Source organism: Algivirga pacifica (assembly GCF_039543525.1).
GTDB classification, from domain to species: Bacteria; Bacteroidota; Bacteroidia; order Cytophagales; family Flammeovirgaceae; genus Algivirga; species Algivirga pacifica.
The window spans coordinates 176,349-196,679 of the sequence record NZ_BAABJX010000022.1 but is presented as its reverse complement, the minus strand read 5'-3'; the positions used below and the strand labels follow the sequence as shown (position 1 = coordinate 196,679).

The following is a 20,331-nucleotide window of genomic DNA, read 5'->3' as shown; positions in this document are numbered from 1 at the left end:
TGGTGTCTCGAGTTTCACCTTCGGTGAAATTCAACTCAATACGAAGTATTGAAATTTAATAATTCAACTAAACACTATGAACGAGCGAAGCTCAATTAAACAACATGAACATAAAAAACCCCTGCAGCTTAAAAAGTTGCAGGGGTTACCCTTAGTAATGTCTTAGTAAGTAAGTAGTATATAATTGAATCGGTTTGTATTTCGGATGTAATATAATGTTAATAAAAGTAAATACAAAATTTAAGTGAAATATTCCTAACAGAAAACCATGAACACTTATCACTGAATACCATGTCGATTAATATAAGCTTTTGCCATACTAATCTGATAGTAATCTAATTTCTCCTCCAAATAATCAAAGATAGGCTTCACCATCTCTCGCTCCCCTGTCTCAATGATTGCCTTCTTCACTAACTCAATGTCACTGATTTCGATGTACTTAAATAGATCAATATTGTATCCCATTTCATACAAGGCACCCAAGTGCGTATAGATACTTTTCTCGTTGAGTTTTCTTTCCTGTGCTATTTCTTTAACAGACAAACCTGTTTGATAAAGCTCATAGGTTAACAACTGTGTACTTCCTTTAATGTTATATCCTTGCTTGGCTTTTTGGACAATAAACTTCACAATGACACCAATAAAAGCATTTCCGAAATCTTTTAGCTTTTTCTCACCTACTCCGGAAATACCCATCATATCCTTAATAGATACAGGGCGTTTCTTAGCCATATCCTCCAAGGTAGCATCACTAAATACCACATAAGGAGGGATATTACGCTGCAAAGCAATCTCGGCACGAGTTTGTCTCAACAGCTCAAACAGTCCATCAAACAGTTCTTCTTTCTTACTCTTCTTACGAGGAGAAGCAGTAGCTTTCTGGAAGGTCTCTCGAATAGAAGATAATTTAGTAAACTCTACTTTTGATTGGTTTCCTAGAATTTTCCAGCTTTCTTCTGTTAAACGAACAACATTATTCTGGTCATAGGCAATCTCTACCAATCCCAAATGAAGCATCTGCTGTAAATACAGCTGCCAATCATTATAAGATATATCCCTGCCAGCTCCATACGTTTTGATCTTATCAAACCCTTTCTGTAATAAATCCACTCGACTGGAGCCTCTCAAGATATCAATCAGCATTCCGGTAGCCACCGAAATTGATTTCTTTAAGTCATTCAACTTGGGATCAGCCAAACGGGCTATGGCTGACATAGCCTTTTGGGCAATCAGAGTACCATCAAAAGTTTCTGGAGGGTTAGCACAAACATCACAGTTCCCACAGTTTTCCGAAAGGGTCTCTCCAAAATAACTTAAGAGCATCTTTCTTCTACAAGTTTTTGCTTCCGCATACTGCTGCATCCGTAGCAGTTTATTCAACTGTAATTCCTTTTGCCCACTATCATCCAAGAAATCCCTGAGGGTCATGACGTCAGCATAACTGTAAAACAGTACTGTGTCTGCTTTAACGCCATCCCGACCTGCACGTCCGATTTCCTGATAATAACTTTCGATGTTTTTGGGCATGTTGTAATGCATCACCCAACGCACATTGGATTTATCAATTCCCATCCCGAAAGCAACCGTCGCACATATAATTGGAATACGATCCTGTATAAAGGACTCTTGTACTCGATCTCTTTCTGTCGGACTCATCCCTGCATGATAATAGTCCGCTATAATTCCCTCCGCCGATAACTTTTTAGCCAAAGACTCTGTACCTTTTCTACTAAGGCAATATATAATTCCTGATTGCCCCTGACGACTTTCTATAAAACGAAGAATTTGCTTAAACCTATTCTGTCCCGGCAACACTGTCAACGATAAATTAGGACGATCAAAAGAAGATACAAACTGCGTTGCCTGTTGTAATCTCAGCTGTGACAAAATATCTCTTCGAGTAATTTTGTCTGCTGTTGCCGTAAGAGCTATAACTGGTACCTCAGGAAAAGTCTGTTTTAATAAAGCCATTTGTGTATACTCTGGCCTAAAGTCATGTCCCCAGGCAGAAATACAGTGCGCCTCATCTATTGCAAAAAGACTAATGGATAACCCTCTTAAAAACCCCATAAACTGAGGTGATACCAATTTCTCTGGAGATACATACAACAACTTGATTTGCTCTGTCCTTACCTGATGCTCCACCATCATCTGCTCATCAAGCGAAAGACTACTATTCAGAAAAGCAGCCGGTATACCATTACTCACTAAGCCTTCTACCTGATCCTTCATCAAGGCTATTAAAGGAGATACGACAATCGCAACACCCGGCATCACCATCGCAGGAATCTGGTAACAAACTGATTTTCCACCACCTGTAGGCATCAGCACCAAAGTGTCTTTACGTTCCAGCACATTAGTAATGATCTCTTCCTGCATAGGACGGAAGCGGTCATAACCAAAATATTTTTTCAATGCTTCTTTCGCGCGATCTATCGTCAACATTAACATAGGGGAATTAATAATTAAAAGATTTCTACAGAACTTAATTTTTAAAGGGAGATGTCAAAGCAATACACCCCATACATGAAAAAAGCCCCTGTGAAGTCAATATATATGTACTCGTGATAATTTTTGTAAAGATACGATTTTCCATTTTACTCTTTACCTTTGTATGCACTGTCTACCAACACAACAGTCATGAAAGATACTACGATCCAACGTCATACTGCATTAGTCAAGGAAAAAGCCGCTGAATTAGGCTTTGATTATTGTGGAATTGCCAAAGCTGGCTTTTTGGAAGAAGAAGCTCCTAAACTGGAAAACTGGCTACAACAAAATATGCATGGGCAAATGGGGTATATGGCCAATCACTTTGAGAAAAGATTAGACCCTACCAAACTCGTTCCCGGGGCTAAGTCCATGGTGATGCTTATGCTCAACTATTACCCTGAAAAAGATCTGGGAGCAAATGAGGATACCTATAAAATAGCCAAATACGCTTACGGAGAAGATTATCACCATATCATCAAATGGAAATTAAAAGAGCTTCTCAAGATATTGCAAGAAGAAATTGGAGATATAGACGGGAGAGTCTTTGTGGACTCCGCTCCTGTGATGGAAAGACAATGGGCACAAAAAGCAGGCATGGGTTGGATTGGTAAAAACAGTCTATTACTCAACAAAAATAGAGGAAGCTTCTTCTTTATTGCTGAACTCATTCTAGACTTGGAATTAGAACCTGACGGCCCTGTCAAAGACTATTGCGGGACCTGTACAAGATGTATAGATGCCTGTCCCACTGATGCGATTGTTGGCAATGGTATTGTAGATGGAAGCAAATGCATCTCCTACTTTACCATTGAACTGAAAGATGCTATTCCAGATGAAGTGAGTGGGAAATTTAAGGATTGGATCTTTGGTTGTGATATATGTCAGGATGTTTGTCCCTGGAATCGTTTTTCACGTCCACATCATACACCAGAACTCTCACCCCATGAGCAACTGGAGGATATGAGCAAAAAAGACTGGGAAGAAATTACCGATGAAGTTTTTCGTACGCTCTTTAAAAAGTCTGCCATTAAAAGAACAAAATTGGAAGGCCTAAAGCGCAACATCAAATTCGTGCAGAAAAAATAAAAAGGCTCCTTTCTCGGAGCCTTTTTTGTTATATCATTTGGATGTTGCTTGATTTTAAAAGTAAAGTTCCATTGCTAGTAACAGAAATCTGTAAATCGTTGAGAACACCATATTTTAAGCTTAAGTGTCTCATCTCTTGTCAATAAGGCAAACGCCTTGTTAAGCTCTTTCTCAAATAGGTTACGATCAAAAGAAACCTTTTCAAGAATTGTCTTAGAGTATTCTAGCATGTTGGTTAAACGGTTTAAAGTTAATGATAATGATTTGTTTGGAAGTCCTGTTAAGCTATGTTAAAAGCTATAATAGTCTGTACACAGATCAGTAATTTTAGCTTGGTTACTTACTCTTACGATCGCTTGGGTGTTCAAGTTACACGATTGATAGACTCTAAACAGTTTTTAACATAAAAGGTAATAATTTGTTGAAATAGTTCTATCTATTAGACTTATCCGGGCAACAATATAGTAATTTTGTAGATAAAGTGTAATAAGTACTTTTAAAAATGATATTAACAAAGCTGAACTCTTCAATCTTCCAACACCGTTTTTGGTGGTTGACACTACTCGCATGGGGGCTTTCGATAGGAATATTGAAAGCGCAGCAAATTTCTATCGAGCTGGGCAATTCAGAAATCGGAGAAAATGAATACTACCGTATTACCCTTAAGGTACAAAATGGAAAATTGAAAAGTTATTCCGGTTTTCCTGATATCAAAGGATTTACTAAGGGACGTCCATCCTCTTCCTATAGTACCAATATTATCAATGGAGCAGTATCTTCCTCTCATAGTATTATACAAGAATACCGTCCAAGTAAACAAGGAACGTTCCGATTACGTCCTTTCACTATCACTGCCAATGGACAAAAAATCAAAAGTAATGGAGCTACAATCAAAGTAGGACCAGCCAAGCAGGCACAAGCCTATGATCCATTCGATCCATTTGGAGGGTTTCCTTTTTTCAGAAGAGACCAGCAGGATCAAGAAGAGGAATTCGTTGAAGTAAAAGACGACGCCTTCTTTGCCATTACCACAGATAAAAGCGAGGTATATAGAGGAGAGGGCTTTAATCTAACGATTGCCTGGTATGAAGCAGTAGACAATAAGGCTAGACTTGATTTTTATAAACTACTGGAGCAACTCACAGAGATCAAAAAAACCATACAGCCTAAGAACTGTTGGGAAGAAAACTTCGATATCAGTAGTATTCACCCAGAATATGTACAGATCAGAGGAAAAGCTTATAGAAAACATAAAATCTATGAAGCTACATTCTACCCTCTAAACGAAGAAGACATTACGATCCCAAGCGTAGGACTGGAAATGATTAAATACAAGGTTTCCAAAAGAGCTTCATTCTTTGGTCGTAGACAAAAACAAGATTTCAAAACTTATTACTCCAAAGCTAAAACCATCAAGGTAAAAGCTTTACCTGCTCACCCATTAAAGGATGTAGTAAGTGTAGGGAATTTCCGACTAAAAGAAAGTACTGTAAAACCTGAGATGAAAACAGGAGAAAGCATCTCCTATAAGCTCTCTATTCAAGGAGAAGGAAATATTTTGACAATTCCAGCACCTACCTTAAAAGAAAGTGACGACCTTTTATTCTACGAGCCTGGAATTATTCAAAATATCAACCGCTCTAACGGAAAGGTCTTTGGAGAAAAATCATTTAACTATTACATAGAACCTCAAGAAGCTGGAAACTATTCTATGAAGGACTACTTAAGTTGGACATACTTTAATCCTCGCACCCATAAGTACGAACAGCTTATTCCGGAAGCTCAATTTAACGTAACTGGCAAAAGTCTAAAAGATAGCCGTATTACTGAGAATCAGGATGCCTTCTATCAGCAATTGGAGGAAAAGGACAATACCTTAAAGTCCCTACATACCATTGCTTGGCCACAATATATTATGAATGCTTTAGTACTACTAGCCTTGGCTGGAGGAACCTATGTCATGCTAAAAAAATAAGAGGGTAATTCATGAATATCAAATACTTTTTCTTGCTTGCTATCATCAGTGGATTACTATTTTCATGTGGTGAGTATAACGATGATACTCCTCCAACGCTAGAAGATTTTCGCGTCAATAACAGTACAGAAAATGCTGTTATTGACGAACTGGATATTACTGATGCCCTTATTATTTCTGGTTTTTTTCAAGATGACCTGGCTTTATATAGTTACACCTTATCCGTAAATCCTTTAGGAGATACTCCTGATAACTTTCAGTATCCTTCTTTAATTTCTTTTGATACAACTTTCTTTATAGGAGGGGCTCAAACCAAAATATTTAGGGAAATCGCCTTGGGAAGTAATCAAATCGCTTCAGGAAACTATCAACTTACCATTAATTTTGAAGATGACGCAGAGAATCAAGGAATACCACAATCCATCGATTTTGAGGTAATTAATCAGGCTCCTTCCATCTCTTTATTCAACTTTCCTTTTGGAGAAGACACTATTTTCATCCCTGCCGGAGAATTTACTCTGGAAGGTAATTTAGACGATCGAGATAAAAACTTATCGAGCATTGGCGTGGTATTGCTAGAGCGTACCTTTAATCCCGAAGAAATCAATCCGGACAGTGCTTTTATCGAAGAAGTTATTGATGTAAGAACAATTACTGTAGAAGGAACTCCACAAGGATTCTCAGAACTATACACGCTCTCTCCCAATGGTCCCAATCAGACTTATAGCTTCTTGATCCGAGGAACAGACAGTACTGCCCTTTCTAACCAAGTGACTGTTTCTGTCATTGCAGAATAACTTTGTTGAGGCGGCTTACGCCACTGGTTGAGTAAAGCTTCGCTTTGTTGAGTTTCACCTTCGATGAGTTGAGTTATGTTTTTTGAGGTGACCACAAGGGGTACCCTTACCTTATACCTTATACCTTTTACTTCTTACCTTATACCTTCTTACCTTTATCATTTTAGGTTTTAAGCATAGTTTCTACCTTTGCAGGAAATCGTAGTAATTTTTCTACCTTTACTGCTATTCACATACTACTATTATTATCTATTAAAATACACATATTCATGCCAAAAGGAATCTTCAATGTGCCAAAGGCACAGAACGAGCCGGTAAAAAATTATCTACCGGGTAGCCCTGAAAGAGAAGAGCTACAAGCAATGGTTGAAAAAATGCGTTCAGAAGTAATCGACATTCCAATGTACATTGGAAGCGAAGAAATCAGAACTTCTGACCTTAGAGAATTCTCATCTCCACATGATCACCAACGCGTACTTGCTAAATACCACTACGGAGATAAATCACACGTAGAGCAAGCGGTTAATGCTGCACTGGGAGCAAGAACACTTTGGGCTGAAATGTCTTGGGAACACAGAGCCTCTATTTTCCTTAAGGCGGCAGACTTGGCAGCAGGACCATACCGTGCCAAGCTAAATGCTTCGACTATGCTGGGGCAATCAAAAACTGTTTACCAAGCAGAAATTGACTCTGCTTGTGAGTTGGTAGATTTCTTGCGTTTCAACGTAGAGTATATGACACAAATCTACGCTGAGCAACCTGAATCTTCTGCTGGTATCTGGAACCGTCTAGAGCACCGTCCATTAGAAGGGTTTATTTTTGCTATCACTCCATTCAACTTTACAGCAATTGCGGGTAACCTTCCTGCTGCTCCTGCCATGATGGGTAACACCGTTGTTTGGAAACCTTCAGACGATCAAGTTTACTCTGCAAAAGTATTGATGGACTTATTCAGAGAAGCAGGTGTTCCTGATGGTGTAATCAACTTAGTTTATGCAGAAGGTCCTGATGCTGGAGATGTGGTATTCAACCACCCTGATTTCGCTGGACTACACTTCACTGGCTCTACTGGAGTATTCCAACACCTTTGGAAAACAATTGGTGAGAACATCACAAAATATAAAACTTACCCTCGCATCGTAGGTGAGACAGGTGGTAAGGATTATATCCTTGCACACAAATCTGCTGATGCTAAAGCCGTTGCTACGGCAATCACAAGAGGTGCATTTGAGTTCCAAGGACAAAAGTGTTCTGCAGCATCAAGATGTTATATCCCTCGTAACATTTGGGCTGATGTTGAAAGCTACTTAAAAGCTGATATTGACGATATCATCAGCAACTATATGGGTTCTCCTGAAGAAATGAGTAACTTCTTCTCTGCGGTAATCAACGAGCGTTCATTTGATAAGATTTCTGGTTATATCGATCGTGCAAAAGCTTCTGATCACTGTGAAGTAATTGCTGGTGGTAACTACGATAAATCAAAAGGATACTTTGTAGAACCTACAGTAATCGTTACTACTGATCCAATGTACGAATCTATGCAAGAAGAGATCTTCGGTCCAGTTGTAACGATCTATGTTTACGAAACTGAAGCATTTGACAAAGCGATTTACTTGGTAGATAATACTTCTCCATATGCATTGACGGGAGCGATCTTCGCGACTGACCGTTATGCTATTGAGCATGCTACTAAAAAATTGGTTAACACTGCTGGTAACTTCTACATCAACGATAAGCCAACAGGGGCGGTAGTAGGACAGCAGCCATTCGGTGGTGCCAGAGGATCAGGTACTAACGATAAAGCGGGTTCTATCTTGAACCTATTGCGTTGGGTATCTCCAAGAATGATCAAAGAAACTTTCGTTTCTCCTACAGATTATAAATATCCATTCATGGATAAATAATCTTATAATAAAAAAAGGCTGCAGGAAACTGCAGCCTTTTTTATTAACTGATAACACCAGAGCCTATCGACTCCTCATCTTTATACCAAGCTGCAAATTGTCCTGCAGCAATTCCTTTCTGTGGTTGGTCAAAGATAATGTATAGTCCATCCTCTTCCATATATAAGGTTGCCCATTCCAAAGGCTGTCTGTAACGGATTCGACATTCATACCTTTCTGATTGTCCTACCTCCATTGCCAGATCTTCTCTGGTCCAATGAATTTCATCCTTATGGATATATAACCCTATACGATTTAGACCTGGGTGATCATCTCCTTGTCCCGTATAAATCACGTTTTCTTGAGTATCTGTAGCAATGACAAACAAAGGCTTAATCGTTCCTCCAACACCCAATCCTTTACGCTGACCAATCGTATAATAATGTGCCCCTTGATGTCTTCCTACTACTTTTCCATCCGTTTGCTCAAACTGATAAGGAGCTGTAAGGAATTTAAGTTTCTGAATACGCTCTGTAAATGGTAGGGCATCTATATCAACATCCTGTAATTTTTCCAGATCAACAGGTACCTCTATAATATCTCCTTCCTTAGGTTGTAACTGCTGTTTCAGGAAATCAGGCAATTTTACTTTTCCTATAAAACACAATCCTTGAGAGTCTTTCTTTTCTGCAGTGATCAAATCTAATTCCTTAGCAATTTCCCTCACCTCTGGCTTCGTCAATTCACCAATCGGAAATAATGCTTTGGATAATTGCTCCTGAGATAACTGACAAAGGAAATAACTTTGATCTTTATTTCCGTCTACCCCTGCCTTTAACTGATATACGGTGTTTCCATCAGCATCTGTCGTTTCCGCTCTACGACAATAGTGTCCCGTAGCGACATAGTCTGCTCCCAATTGCATGGCAGCATCCATGAATACATCAAACTTAATCTCACGATTACACAGTACATCCGGGTTGGGCGTACGGCCTTTCTCATATTCCTCAAACATATAGTCTACAATACGTGACTTATACTGCTTGCTCAGGTCAATGGTTTGAAAAGGAATTCCCAGTTTCTGTGCCACCAATAGGGCATCATTACTGTCGTCAATCCAAGGGCACTCTCCATTGATGGTTACACTACCATCATGCCAGTTGATCATAAAAAGACCGATCACCTCATATCCTTGCTGAATCAAAAGGTGAGCGGCAACACTTGAATCTACCCCTCCGGATAGTCCTACAACTACTCTTTTTGCCATTACTTTACAGATTAAAGGGGGTAAAGGCCCCTTATCATTAATAAAATTATTTTTTGATGTTACTCATGAATTAAAACACCAAATAAACTTACAGATAAGTGCTATTTTCAAACGGTTTAAGGATAAAGGAAGAAGGGTGAGAGATTAATAATTACGCTCTAAGTATATATATTCCTTCATCCTTCCTCCATTCGAAAGTGGTACTTAATTATAAGTTTACTTAGCAATCAATCCACCAAAGAGTAACTATTAGCAAAGTTATATGGTTCCCGGAGAATAAGACAATTTATTCTGACTTCTTAAGGAATATTTTCGGTAAAGGAAGAGGATAGTCGAGTTTGCTTTCCTCTTTGATTGAAGTCTGAGTAGATCGTCTGTAAGATCGCTTGAGGGAGTTGTTTTTGCTCTTGAGAAAGCTCTGGGTTATCTAAAATATATTGCTTACCCACATTATCATAAATCAACTTTATACTATCAGAGAGAAAAGCATACCCATCATTGAACGTATAAAATGCATAACTTTTCATATCAGATGAGAAGATATTCTTCCCAAATTTATAAGATTTACGACTATCTAGTTGTGCCAATAATGTAGGCACAAAATCAATATGCGAAGTGTAGGTATCAATTTCTATATTCTTTTTTGACAAGGCTCCTCCCAACCATAACATAGGCACTTGATAGCGCTCCTCACTATAATACTGAATATCGTTACGGTATTTAGCGCCATGATCTCCTGTAATGACCAAAAGTGTATTTTCCCAATAAGGTTGCTGCTTTAAATAAGATACAAAATCACCTATTTGCTGATCTGCATAATAATAAGCATTCAAAAACTTACTGGTTTTATCCTCTCCCTGAAATGGTGTATCCTTTAAAGGCACATCAAAAGGTTCATGGCTACTAATGGTCAATGTGGTCAGAAAGAAAGGCTGCTTTTTTGCACTCATTCGTAGGAGTTCCTTCTTTATTCGCTCAAAAACATACTCGTCATGTACACCCCACTTAGTAGTCCACAGATGAGAAGGAAAATGTTCTTTGTGAATAATCTGATCGTAGCCTGCAATTCTTAGGTAGGAGTTGAAATTGGAGAAGTTGATATTATTCCCAAAAATAAAAGAGGTATAGTATCCAAGGTCTTTTAGGTCTCTGCTTAAATAATCAATCTGATTTAACTTAGAGTTATGTTTAATGACTGCCGTACGAGGCTGCCCTGGGTAGCCACTTAAGATACCGGGGACTCCTCTATTGGTTCGATCACCTACTGCAAACATTTTTGTAAACAAAATCCCTTCCTTCACCAAGGCATCAAAATTAGGGGTAACTCCTTTTTCTTTGCCGACCACTGCCTCGGTAATTTGAGCATTAAAACTTTCCCAGATCACTAATATAATATTAGGTCTATCCGTATGTAAAACTTTTCTTGTTTCTCCCTCATCCCTTTTTAAATCCTGAAATAACTGTTTGGCTAAATCTTTTTCCAGATAATTCTCAGGATACTGTATACTATTATAGGTCGCTAGTGAATATATGGTATTCCATGTGGCATTAATCGCTACATGATTGGGATAAGGCTGTTGATGAAAATATACAAAGCCTATATTAAAAGGAGCCACATCAAAACTCCCCCTTATAGGTATTATAAGAGCCACGGTGAATAACAACATCACTACCGAGCCCCACCAATACCTATCAGTGATTTTTTTAATCAAGGGGGTAACGAGCAAATGATATAAACTATACCCTAATAATAATAAGGTTATAAAAATGGGGCCTATCGTATATAACGTTCCTTCCGGAATCGCTTCCCAGGGAGTATTGTCTCCACTCAACATCAGGAGAGGGGTAGCATCCAAACGATATCCCCAATACTCATATAGCTCCAAATCTATACAAGTGACCACCACTGATACCAATAACCACGCAGAGGTATATAATGAAAAAATAGCACGTAAAGGAAGTCTGGGAATTAAGGTGGAAAATACTAATAAAATCGCCGGTAATAGCATTATATATCCCGTCGTAGACCAATCCATTCTACTACCAATCAGTACTGCTTGTACTATGTCTACGCTTGCATATTGTGATGTTTGCTCCCAATGGTAAAATACAAATAGTAATCGCTCTATAATAAAGATGATATACCAATAGAGGAAATACCTTCCGAACAAGATAATACGGGTACGCATGGGTTATGTTAGTAAGTAGGTTAATAAAGTAAGTTATCCACAATGCCTGTGAATAACTTTTATTTAGGTTGTTCATTTCAATTGTGAATAACTTTTTGTTCAACAGGTTTTAATCTTTCTTTATTCACATCTTGTTAACAGTATCCCCATTTTATTCACAAAATACATCACCTATGTAAGATGAAGTAAGGTTTATCCACAATTTCGTCTAAATAGATGCTTTTAAAGGAGTTAATTGTGAATAAATTATTGAATTTATGAGGATAATCCTGTTGATAACATTCTGTATTGGAGTGAAAATAATAAGTTATTCACATAGTGTTGATAACTTTTTGGATATAGATGTGAATAATTCAAGAAAGATATTCACAACTAATTCACTCTCTTTTTCAGCTGTGAATAATGTGAATAAGTTATTCACAAGATGTGAACAACTTAGCACATTTGAGAGCTCATTAATTATCTCCGAAATTTTTTTCGATCCCACTCCTTCCAAAGGATTGCCGGAAGCTGAATTTTTAGAGCTCTACAATAGAGGAGAGAAAAGTATCCAGTTGAGTGAATATATCTTGTGGATAGATCAGAAAGAAGCTTCTCTACCGACTTACCACCTTCCTCCCAAAAGTTATCTTATCTTATGCAAAAGCAGTGAGCAATCACTTTGGAGTAAGTATGGAGAAGTCGCAAGTCCTTCTAAATGGAATGCATTAAAAAATACAGGGGCAACCCTTACCTTAAAACGAGGAGAAAAAACGGTATTTTCCTTTCATTACAATCCCAAAAACTTCTCTACCGAACTCCAACAAGGGGGCATTTCTCTAGAAATCATAGATCCCAGTGCGTGTATCACCGATATCAACTGGAATGGTAGCATAGAAGCAATAGGGGGGACTCCTGGCACAAAAAACAGTATCCATGGAGTATTGGATGAAACAATCGAAATTCAGGATATTCAACTTACCACTCCCAATACGCTTTCTGTACAACTCAACCAGCCTATACAAATCACTTCAGCACTCTCTATCGATTCAGCACATCCTGTTGATTCCATAATACAGGAGCAGCAAATAATTTATATCACATTTGAAAATCCCCTAAAGCAAAGTATACCCTATCAACTCCATTTAAACAATATTCAAACCTGCTCAGGAGAGTTCACTACCTTAAGTATTCACTGGATTAATCCTTTGGAAGCAAATACTCAGGATATCTTATTATCCGAAATCCTTTTTAATCCCGTAAAGGATGCTGTTGACTTTATCGAATGTTTTAATCCTACGATGCACTACCTTCAATTATCCGGCTGGAGTATCGTAAACAATAAAGAGGTAGAAGTAGTAATCCCCAGACATACTCTTGCTATAGCGCCCAAAAGCTACTTTATCCTTACTTCTTCAGAAGAAACCTTAAGAAATACCCATCAAAATATTCCTGATAGTTGTCTGATCATAGAATTTTCACTCCCTGCTTTTTACGATGAAGAGGGGAGTGTCATTCTTAAAAAAGGAGACAGCATTGCCCAACATTTTGCCTATCAAGACGATTTCCACTATCCATTATTACAAAATACGGAAGGGGTATCTCTGGAAAGAATTGATTTTCGTGAAAGCGAAAATGATCCTTCCAACTGGCGCTCCGCTGCTGCTACCATAGATTTTGCTACTCCTGGAGAAACAAATTCTCAACAAGGAAATAGGAGTACACCATCTGATGAATGTGTTCATGCCTACCCCACAGTATTTACGCCAGGCAACAATGGCATAGACGACTATGTACGTATAGAGCTTCCTTGTCTCCCTACAGGAAGTACAATCAATGCCAAAGTGTTTGACCGCTGGGGATATGAGGTCGCTATCATTGCTAATAATATTAATGCAGGAAGTAGTGCGACATTACGATGGGACGGACAAGATCAAAACCAACAATTGGTCACCGTAGGTCCCTATATTGTTTGGATCGAAGCCTTTAATCTTCAAGGGGTTTTGAAACGATGGACCACCAAGGTAATCGTGAGTTATCCATAAATTCACCTCTCAGGAATCCATACTTAGATTTCATTAAAGGATTATTTGAATATTTAATTTTTAGCAAATTTGTTATGTAACTGATAATGTTGTATTTTTGCGCACTGATTTGAGTTCATGAACAAAATTTATTAGAGATATGAAACAAGGAATCCACCCTGAATACAAAGAGGTAGTATTCTGGGATCTAACAAGTGACGAGAAATTCCTTTCTCGTTCGTCTGCAGAGACAAAAGAAACAATCGAATTCGAAGGAGAAACTTACCCACTAATCAAAGTGGAGATCTCTTCTGCTTCTCACCCATTCTACACAGGTAAGAAATCTACTGTTTCTAGAGCAGGTCGTGTGGAGCGATTCAACAAAAAATACAAAAGAAGTTAATCGTATCACGATTTTCTCTCTTGTGCGCCATGGTGATGAATCATCATGGCGTTTTTTATTGCCTTTCCAAAAGGTGTATTACCAAAGGGAATCATAAAGGAACTAATGCCTTATCCCTTATTTTCTATATATTACCAACTGTGTACTCAACAATGCCCGTTAAGAGGCATCATGCTATTTTATATTTTGTTACTAACAACCGTTCGCAATGAACTTAGTACTCTTTGACGATCCTGCGATTCGCGCAGCACTGTTACCTATTACCTATACCAGATCCATTTCAGACATTCGTATAGGTATTATGACCATTGAAGAAAAGTGGTCCACTGCATTAAACACCAAAGTCAATAAACTTACGGAAGATTATTTACAGCCTTTATACCAAGAGGATATTAAGGAAAACAGTCTTTATATCAATGCTTCTGTATGCCCTACTGCAGAACTTTTGGAACACATCAAAAAACTGAAAATAGGAGAAGGATTGATTTATCAGGACCTCTTAGTGGCTGTATACAGTCAAAAGCCTATACTTACTCCAGAAGAAATCAGTAAAGACATCAATTTTCAAACGATTGACCTGTCTGAAACTCCTATTATCATCCAAAACCCTTGGGATATCTTCTTAAGTACTCGTAGAGGAATTATTGAAGACTTTCCAATCGTTACAGAAGGAAGAGAAAGTGCCAGTCTGGACGATCCACATACCGTCGTTTACGGCAAAGAAAATGTCTTTATAGAAGAAGGAGCCAGTGTACGATGTGCTGTTATTAACGCAGAAACTGGACCCGTATATATTTCCAAAGGAGCCCGTATACACGAAGGTGCCATTGTTAGAGGAACTTGCTTTATCGGTGAAGGTGCCCATATCAATATGGGAGCCAAGATTCATGAAGATTGTAGCTTTGGTCCTTATTGTAAGATTGGAGGCGAAACGGGAAATGCCGTTATGCTAGGATATAGCAACAAAGGGCACGATGGTTACTTAGGTAACTCTGTCATTGGAGAATGGTGTAACTTGGGTGCCGATACCAATACGTCCAACCTTAAGAATAACTATGGCAATGTAAGTATCTGGAGCTATGTCCAAGAAGATTTAGTTTCTACGGGACAAATGTTCTGCGGGTTAATTATGGGAGATCACTCCAAAGCGGGTATCAATACCATGTTTAATACTGGTACCGTAGTTGGAGTAGCTGCCAATATTTTTGGTGGAGGATTCCCTGATAAATTTATCCCTTCATTTTCCTGGGAAAATGTCAACCATAGTCAGCAAACTGCTTTGCCGGAGAAAATCTTCGATACAGCACAAAAAGTGATGGCCCGTAGAGGGAAAACTCTCACGGAAACGCAACAAAAAATACTAACAGAAGTATATAAAAGAAGCGAAAAGTACCGTAAATGGGATTGGGGATTAGATTAGGAAATCACTGACACCTAAAGTATAATAGTTAATATTGAAACTGTTATCGATTAGGGTTTATGGGTTATCGCAATTATTTCGTAGACGGCATCATAATTAATCTGAAGCACCATGTAATTTATGATTAAAGCAGTTGACCTCGTAATTGTCCCTGATGAAATCCTCTTTCAACGATCTTTAGAGGCTAACCGTAGCCTGGTCTCTCCAGGTATTGAGCTAGGGAAACGACATACCATTCCTCACATTAGTCTTTGTATGGCTATGATAGAAGAAAGCAACATTCCTGTTGCTTGTGAGGAAATCAAAGGGGCCCTAAGTGGTATCAAAATAGATACTCTTACTATAGAAAAAATTTATCAACATGGAATAAATACCGTTGGATGGACTTTTAAGAAAGATTCATGGTTGATACATCTACAGCAAACTGTAGAAACCATCCTAAAAAAATACCATGTCCCTGTTGCTCCCCAGGCATTCGACTGTTTTGCTAATTTAAAGTATGGTGACCCCGCTGGAGCATTGCTATATGTCAACCAGTTTTTTGAACAATATGGAGGTTCACAATATGAGCCACATATTACCTTGGGAAGGGGAGAGCTTTCTCCTGTCCATCATCATATTGGAGACACCTTTGAAGGAGGTAAGATCGCTTTATACCATCTAGGCAGTAGCTGTACCTGCGAAAAATTATTGGAAAATTTTTAGAAACCGAAAGGTTAAAAGCATATAATTAGTCACAAGAATACGTTACTTTGTGTTTGTCTTATAAAGAAGACTTTAGTAGGCAAAATTTTGCTAGACAGAGATGGGAACACAGAAGAAAACGTTGAAAGTAGGCTTGGTTCAACAAGCCTGTGGGGCAGATCGAGCTGCCAATGTTGCAAAAAGCATAGAAGGCATTCGTGCTTGTGCCAGTCAGGGTGCTGAACTGGTCGTCTTACAGGAACTCCATACTGGACTATACTTTTGTCAAACAGAAGATGTCGATCTATTTGACATGGCAGAAAGTATTCCTGGTCCATCAACCGAAGAATTTGGAGCTATCGCCAAAGAACTAGGGATCGTATTGGTCACCTCCTTGTTTGAGAAGCGTGCTCCAGGGCTGTATCACAACACTGCCGTGGTACTAGAAAGCGATGGAAGTATTGCTGGGAAGTATCGTAAAATGCACATTCCTGACGATCCCGCTTACTATGAAAAGTTTTATTTTACTCCTGGCGACATGGGCTTTGAGCCTATTGATACCTCTGTAGGACGTTTGGGAGTATTGGTCTGCTGGGATCAATGGTATCCGGAAGCTGCTCGTCTGATGGCTATGGCAGGAGCCGATTTATTGATCTATCCTACCGCTATTGGATATGAATCCACAGATACAGAAGAAGAAAAAAGCAGACAACGTAATGCATGGATTATCTCACAGAGAGGACATGCAGTGGCCAATGGATTACCTGTGATCAGTGTCAACCGCACAGGATTTGAAGATGACCCTTCGGGTGTGACAAAAGGAATTGAATTCTGGGGGAACAGTTTTGTTGCCGGTCCGCAGGGAGAGTTTCTTTTTGAAGGAAACAGAGATAAAGAAGAATTTACAGTAGTCGAAATTGACTTGGGTAGAAGTGAAGACGTTCGCAGAATATGGCCATTCTTCCGAGATCGTCGTATTGATGCTTACGAAGAATTATTACTTCGTTTCAGAAAATAACATATCAATGGATCTGTTGGGTATTCACAAGTAGTACCCAAAACAGATCCACCCTATACATCATATGATCTCCAACTCGCCTATTCATTCCCCCTATCTATCCATTTATTTTTTGACCACAGTCCATATATGACTGTGATTGAACAGAAAATGATACAATGAGAAAAACAAGTAAGAATAAATCACAAGGAAAAAGGGCTAATAAAAAGGGAATGCCCAATAGAAAAAAAGCCAAAAGAAAAAATATTAATAACCAACTTGCCCAAGAGCTTATTAAGGTTCTGAATGCAGAACCTGAAAAACCCCTGTCTTTCCGACAACTATGTAGAATTCTACAACTAAAGAAAAAGGCACAAAAAAATGCCTTGGAATTGATTCTCGACAAACTCGTAGAGAATGGAGAAATTGACAGTGTTGGAAGAAAGTATCAATCCAAAGAGAGTGGTGGAAAAGTCATTGGTGTAGTAGACCATGTCAATCCAAAATTTGGATATATCGTCATCAGCGAAGAAGAGCAAGATATATGGATCAGTACATCTAACCTGAACCGTGCTTTCGATGGGGATACGGTAGAAGTGAAGACACACTATAACCCAACACGTCGTCGAACAGAAGGAGAGGTAGTGAAGATTGTCAAAAGAGCCAAAGAAGAATTCATAGGTCATCTGGAAATCTCTGCACGCTTTGCTTTTGTCGTGACCATGGGACGCAAGATGCATCAGGATATCTTTATTCCTAAGCACCATATGCAGGATGCTAAACACGGAGATAAGGTAATCGCTAAAATCACCGAATGGAGAGAAAAAGATAAGAACCCTACCGGAAAGATAGAAAAGGTTTTAGGTAAAGCAGGAGAGAATGAAACAGAGATCCACTCGATCATGTTTGAATACGATCTTCCTTTCAAGTTTCCTGAAGAGGTAGAGCAAGAGGCTGAAGCAATTCCAGAAGAGATCCCTGCAGAAGAGATCAAGAAAAGAAAAGACTTCCGTAAGCGAACTACGTTCACTATTGACCCTCTTACGGCCAAGGATTTTGATGATGCTATTTCTATCCGAAAAATGAATAATGGTCAATGGGAAATCGGTGTACATATTGCTGATGTTACCCATTATGTCCGTCCTAATACGCAATTGGAAGAAGAAGCTCAGAAACGAGCAACCTCAGTATATCTGGTAGACCGTACCGTTCCTATGCTTCCTGAAAAGCTATCAAACGGGCTATGTTCCTTGAATCCACATGTGGATCGACTGGCTTTTTCAGCCGTGTTTAACATGGATGAAACCGGTAAGATTCATAAACAATGGTTTGGACGTACGGTTATTCATTCCGATAGGCGATTCACCTATGAAGAAGCCCAGGAGCGTATCGAAACAGGAGAAGGAGATTATGCCACAGAAATTAATCTTCTAAACGATATTGCTAAAGAATTGCGTCAACAGCGATTCCAGAATGGAGCAATCTCCTTTGAATCGGTAGAACTTCGCTTTGAACTAGACGAGGATGGTAAACCAATCAAATTAGTTCCTAGAATTCGTAAAGACGCCCACAAGCTGGTCGAAGACTTTATGCTTTTGGCCAATAAACGAGTGGCTGAGTATGTTTTCAGGAAGAAGGAAAATGGAAAGCCTGTGACTATGGTATACCGTACTCACGATCTTCCTGATCCTGAAAAACTGAGTAACTTCGCCCTTTTTGCGAAGCGTTTTGGATATACGGTCAATGTGGAAGAAAACTCTGTAGCGGCCTCTATGAACCAACTGACTGAAGAAGTAGAAGGAAAGCCGGAGCAAAATATCATCGAGCAACAGGCTATCCGTACCATGGCAAAAGCCAAGTATACGACCGAAGCAGATGGACACTATGGATTAGCATTTAAGCATTATACTCACTTTACGTCTCCTATTCGTAGATATCCTGATATGATGGTACACCGACTTTTACAGCATTATCTGGATAAGAAAAAGTCTGTAGACCGTATTCTTTATGAAGACAAATGTCAGCATTCATCTGAAATGGAGAAAAAAGCAGCCACTGCCGAAAGAGCTTCTATCAAGTATAAACAAGTAGAGTTTATGCAAGAATATGTAGGTAGAGCGATGGAAGGTGTAATCTCAGGTGTTACCGAATGGGGTATCTTTGTAGAGCTGGAAGAAACACGTTGTGAAGGATTGGTACGCCTCTCCAGTATGGGTGATGACTACTATTCTTATGACGAAGAAAAAATGGCTGTTGTAGGAGAAAGATACAAACAAGAATATCGCATCGGTGACCGTGTCAAAGTATTGGTAAAAGATACCAATATAGAGAAGAGAACCATTGACTTTGAAATGCTGTAGTTTTATTATTCATTGAAAGAATATTGATATCTTAGCGTATGTTTGAAATTGGTATTTCAGACATACGCTTACTGTTTAAAACACACTGATCAAAATGACAGAGACTAATATCATTCTTACTCATAACCAGATTATTCAAAAAATCCGCCGCATTGCCTTTGAGGTTTATGAACACAACTTTGATTCTGAAGAAATTGTCTTCGCTGGGATCGTCGGTACAGGATATAAGTTCGCTCAGTTGCTAGAGGAGCAATTCAGACAGGTGTCTGGAATGAAAACCAGCTTACTGAAAGTAACTATTGATAAAAAAGCACCTGTACAAACCTTTATTGAGCTGGATTGTGAACTGGATGCTTTAGAGAAAAAGGTAGTTATCCTGGTTGATGATGTACAAAATACCGGGCGTACCTTGGCTTATAGTCTAAAACCATTTATGAATGTGCGTTTACAAAAGCTACAAGTAGCCGTATTAGTAGATCGTAGCTACCGTAAGTTTCCAGTATCTCCGGACTTTATTGGATATGAATTATCCACTACCGTGAATGAACATATTGACGTTAATCTGGAGCAAGATAATGCCTATCAGGTAACTCTTACATAAAGTGGTGGGCTAGTATTTATAATTTTTTCCATAAATAATTAAATTTGCTCAAAACCACTTTATCATAACCTTCCCGTGGGCTTTAGAGTAAGGAAGGTTTTAAAAATTTTGAAACATCTTATTTTAAGTGGTTGGTGTAAATTTTCTTGCACTGATCGCTTACACTTATC

At 38.8% G+C, this 20,331-nt stretch carries 15 protein-coding genes; 11 read left to right on the top strand and 4 right to left on the bottom strand.

Annotated elements, in window-relative coordinates; translation table 11 throughout:
* Positions 1-279: 279 nt before the first annotated feature.
* Positions 280-2,445 (bottom strand): DNA helicase RecQ, encoded by a 2,166-nt coding sequence (gene recQ, locus ABD985_RS07750; protein ID WP_345370645.1) that lies wholly within the window; start codon positions 2,443-2,445, stop codon positions 280-282.
* A gap of 195 nt (positions 2,446-2,640) precedes the next feature.
* Here recQ and queG point away from each other — a divergent pair, with 195 nt between their 5' ends.
* Complete coding sequence (gene queG, locus ABD985_RS07745; RefSeq protein WP_345370644.1) at positions 2,641-3,579, top strand: tRNA epoxyqueuosine(34) reductase QueG; 939 nt, start codon at positions 2,641-2,643, stop codon at positions 3,577-3,579.
* 74 nt (positions 3,580-3,653) lie between these two features.
* Here queG and ABD985_RS07740 read toward each other — a convergent pair whose 3' ends face one another.
* A complete protein-coding gene (locus ABD985_RS07740) occupies positions 3,654-3,809 on the bottom strand; it encodes a hypothetical protein (RefSeq protein WP_345370642.1) in 156 nt (51 codons plus the stop codon).
* 272 nt (positions 3,810-4,081) lie between these two features.
* Here ABD985_RS07740 and ABD985_RS07735 point away from each other — a divergent pair, with 272 nt between their 5' ends.
* The 3 genes from ABD985_RS07735 (at position 4,082) to pruA (ending at position 8,258) form a co-directional block, all read left to right on the top strand.
* Positions 4,082-5,554, top strand: a complete 1,473-nt coding sequence (locus ABD985_RS07735) for a BatD family protein (protein WP_345370640.1) — start codon at positions 4,082-4,084, stop codon at positions 5,552-5,554.
* Positions 5,555-5,565: 11 nt separating this feature from the next.
* On the top strand, positions 5,566-6,351 hold the full coding sequence (locus tag ABD985_RS07730) for a hypothetical protein (RefSeq protein ID WP_345370639.1): 786 nt from the start codon (positions 5,566-5,568) through the stop codon (positions 6,349-6,351).
* 269 nt (positions 6,352-6,620) lie between these two features.
* Entirely contained in the window at positions 6,621-8,258 is a 1,638-nt protein-coding gene (gene pruA / locus ABD985_RS07725; protein ID WP_345370637.1) for an L-glutamate gamma-semialdehyde dehydrogenase, read from the top strand.
* 43 nt (positions 8,259-8,301) lie between these two features.
* Here pruA and mnmA read toward each other — a convergent pair whose 3' ends face one another.
* Complete coding sequence (gene mnmA / locus ABD985_RS07720; RefSeq protein ID WP_345370635.1) at positions 8,302-9,504, bottom strand: tRNA 2-thiouridine(34) synthase MnmA; 1,203 nt, start codon at positions 9,502-9,504, stop codon at positions 8,302-8,304.
* A 299-nt stretch (positions 9,505-9,803) separates the two neighbouring features.
* Positions 9,804-11,693, bottom strand: a complete 1,890-nt coding sequence (locus ABD985_RS07715; RefSeq protein ID WP_345370633.1) for an LTA synthase family protein — start codon at positions 11,691-11,693, stop codon at positions 9,804-9,806.
* Positions 11,694-12,097: 404 nt separating this feature from the next.
* Here ABD985_RS07715 and ABD985_RS07710 point away from each other — a divergent pair, with 404 nt between their 5' ends.
* From ABD985_RS07710 to ABD985_RS07680, 7 genes are all read left to right on the top strand, one after another.
* Positions 12,098-13,717: a lamin tail domain-containing protein gene (locus ABD985_RS07710; RefSeq protein WP_345370631.1), complete on the top strand. Its 1,620-nt coding sequence runs from the start codon at positions 12,098-12,100 to the stop codon at positions 13,715-13,717.
* 139 nt (positions 13,718-13,856) lie between these two features.
* On the top strand, positions 13,857-14,099 hold the full coding sequence (locus ABD985_RS07705) for a type B 50S ribosomal protein L31 (protein WP_345370629.1): 243 nt from the start codon (positions 13,857-13,859) through the stop codon (positions 14,097-14,099).
* Positions 14,100-14,307: 208 nt separating this feature from the next.
* Entirely contained in the window at positions 14,308-15,519 is a 1,212-nt protein-coding gene (locus tag ABD985_RS07700; RefSeq protein ID WP_345370627.1) for a GlmU family protein, read from the top strand.
* A 120-nt stretch (positions 15,520-15,639) separates the two neighbouring features.
* On the top strand, positions 15,640-16,224 hold the full coding sequence (locus ABD985_RS07695; protein WP_345370625.1) for a hypothetical protein: 585 nt from the start codon (positions 15,640-15,642) through the stop codon (positions 16,222-16,224).
* Between the two features lie 100 nt (positions 16,225-16,324).
* Positions 16,325-17,221 (top strand): carbon-nitrogen hydrolase, encoded by an 897-nt coding sequence (locus ABD985_RS07690; RefSeq protein WP_345370623.1) that lies wholly within the window; start codon positions 16,325-16,327, stop codon positions 17,219-17,221.
* A gap of 158 nt (positions 17,222-17,379) precedes the next feature.
* Positions 17,380-19,560, top strand: coding sequence for a ribonuclease R (gene rnr, locus ABD985_RS07685; protein WP_345370622.1), 2,181 nt, complete (start codon positions 17,380-17,382; stop codon positions 19,558-19,560).
* 94 nt (positions 19,561-19,654) lie between these two features.
* Positions 19,655-20,161, top strand: coding sequence for a phosphoribosyltransferase family protein (locus ABD985_RS07680; RefSeq protein WP_345370621.1), 507 nt, complete (start codon positions 19,655-19,657; stop codon positions 20,159-20,161).
* Positions 20,162-20,331 lie beyond the last annotated feature (170 nt).

What these genes read in the sequence shown, in the direction of transcription:
- ABD985_RS07695 (WP_345370625.1), top strand. Translation starts at nt 15,640, where the DNA reads ATGATTAAAGCAGTTGACCTCGTAATTGTCCCTGATGAAATCCTCTTT.
- ABD985_RS07700 (WP_345370627.1), top strand. Translation starts at nt 14,308, where the DNA reads ATGAACTTAGTACTCTTTGACGATCCTGCGATTCGCGCAGCACTGTTA.
- ABD985_RS07715 (WP_345370633.1), bottom strand. Translation starts at nt 11,693, where the DNA reads ATGCGTACCCGTATTATCTTGTTCGGAAGGTATTTCCTCTATTGGTAT.
- ABD985_RS07705 (WP_345370629.1), top strand. Translation starts at nt 13,857, where the DNA reads ATGAAACAAGGAATCCACCCTGAATACAAAGAGGTAGTATTCTGGGAT.
- rnr (WP_345370622.1), top strand. Translation starts at nt 17,380, where the DNA reads ATGAGAAAAACAAGTAAGAATAAATCACAAGGAAAAAGGGCTAATAAA.
- mnmA (WP_345370635.1), bottom strand. Translation starts at nt 9,504, where the DNA reads ATGGCAAAAAGAGTAGTTGTAGGACTATCCGGAGGGGTAGATTCAAGT.
- ABD985_RS07690 (WP_345370623.1), top strand. Translation starts at nt 16,325, where the DNA reads ATGGGAACACAGAAGAAAACGTTGAAAGTAGGCTTGGTTCAACAAGCC.
- ABD985_RS07680 (WP_345370621.1), top strand. Translation starts at nt 19,655, where the DNA reads ATGACAGAGACTAATATCATTCTTACTCATAACCAGATTATTCAAAAA.
- queG (WP_345370644.1), top strand. Translation starts at nt 2,641, where the DNA reads ATGAAAGATACTACGATCCAACGTCATACTGCATTAGTCAAGGAAAAA.
- ABD985_RS07730 (WP_345370639.1), top strand. Translation starts at nt 5,566, where the DNA reads ATGAATATCAAATACTTTTTCTTGCTTGCTATCATCAGTGGATTACTA.
- ABD985_RS07740 (WP_345370642.1), bottom strand. Translation starts at nt 3,809, where the DNA reads ATGCTAGAATACTCTAAGACAATTCTTGAAAAGGTTTCTTTTGATCGT.
- pruA (WP_345370637.1), top strand. Translation starts at nt 6,621, where the DNA reads ATGCCAAAAGGAATCTTCAATGTGCCAAAGGCACAGAACGAGCCGGTA.
- ABD985_RS07735 (WP_345370640.1), top strand. Translation starts at nt 4,082, where the DNA reads ATGATATTAACAAAGCTGAACTCTTCAATCTTCCAACACCGTTTTTGG.
- recQ (WP_345370645.1), bottom strand. Translation starts at nt 2,445, where the DNA reads ATGTTGACGATAGATCGCGCGAAAGAAGCATTGAAAAAATATTTTGGT.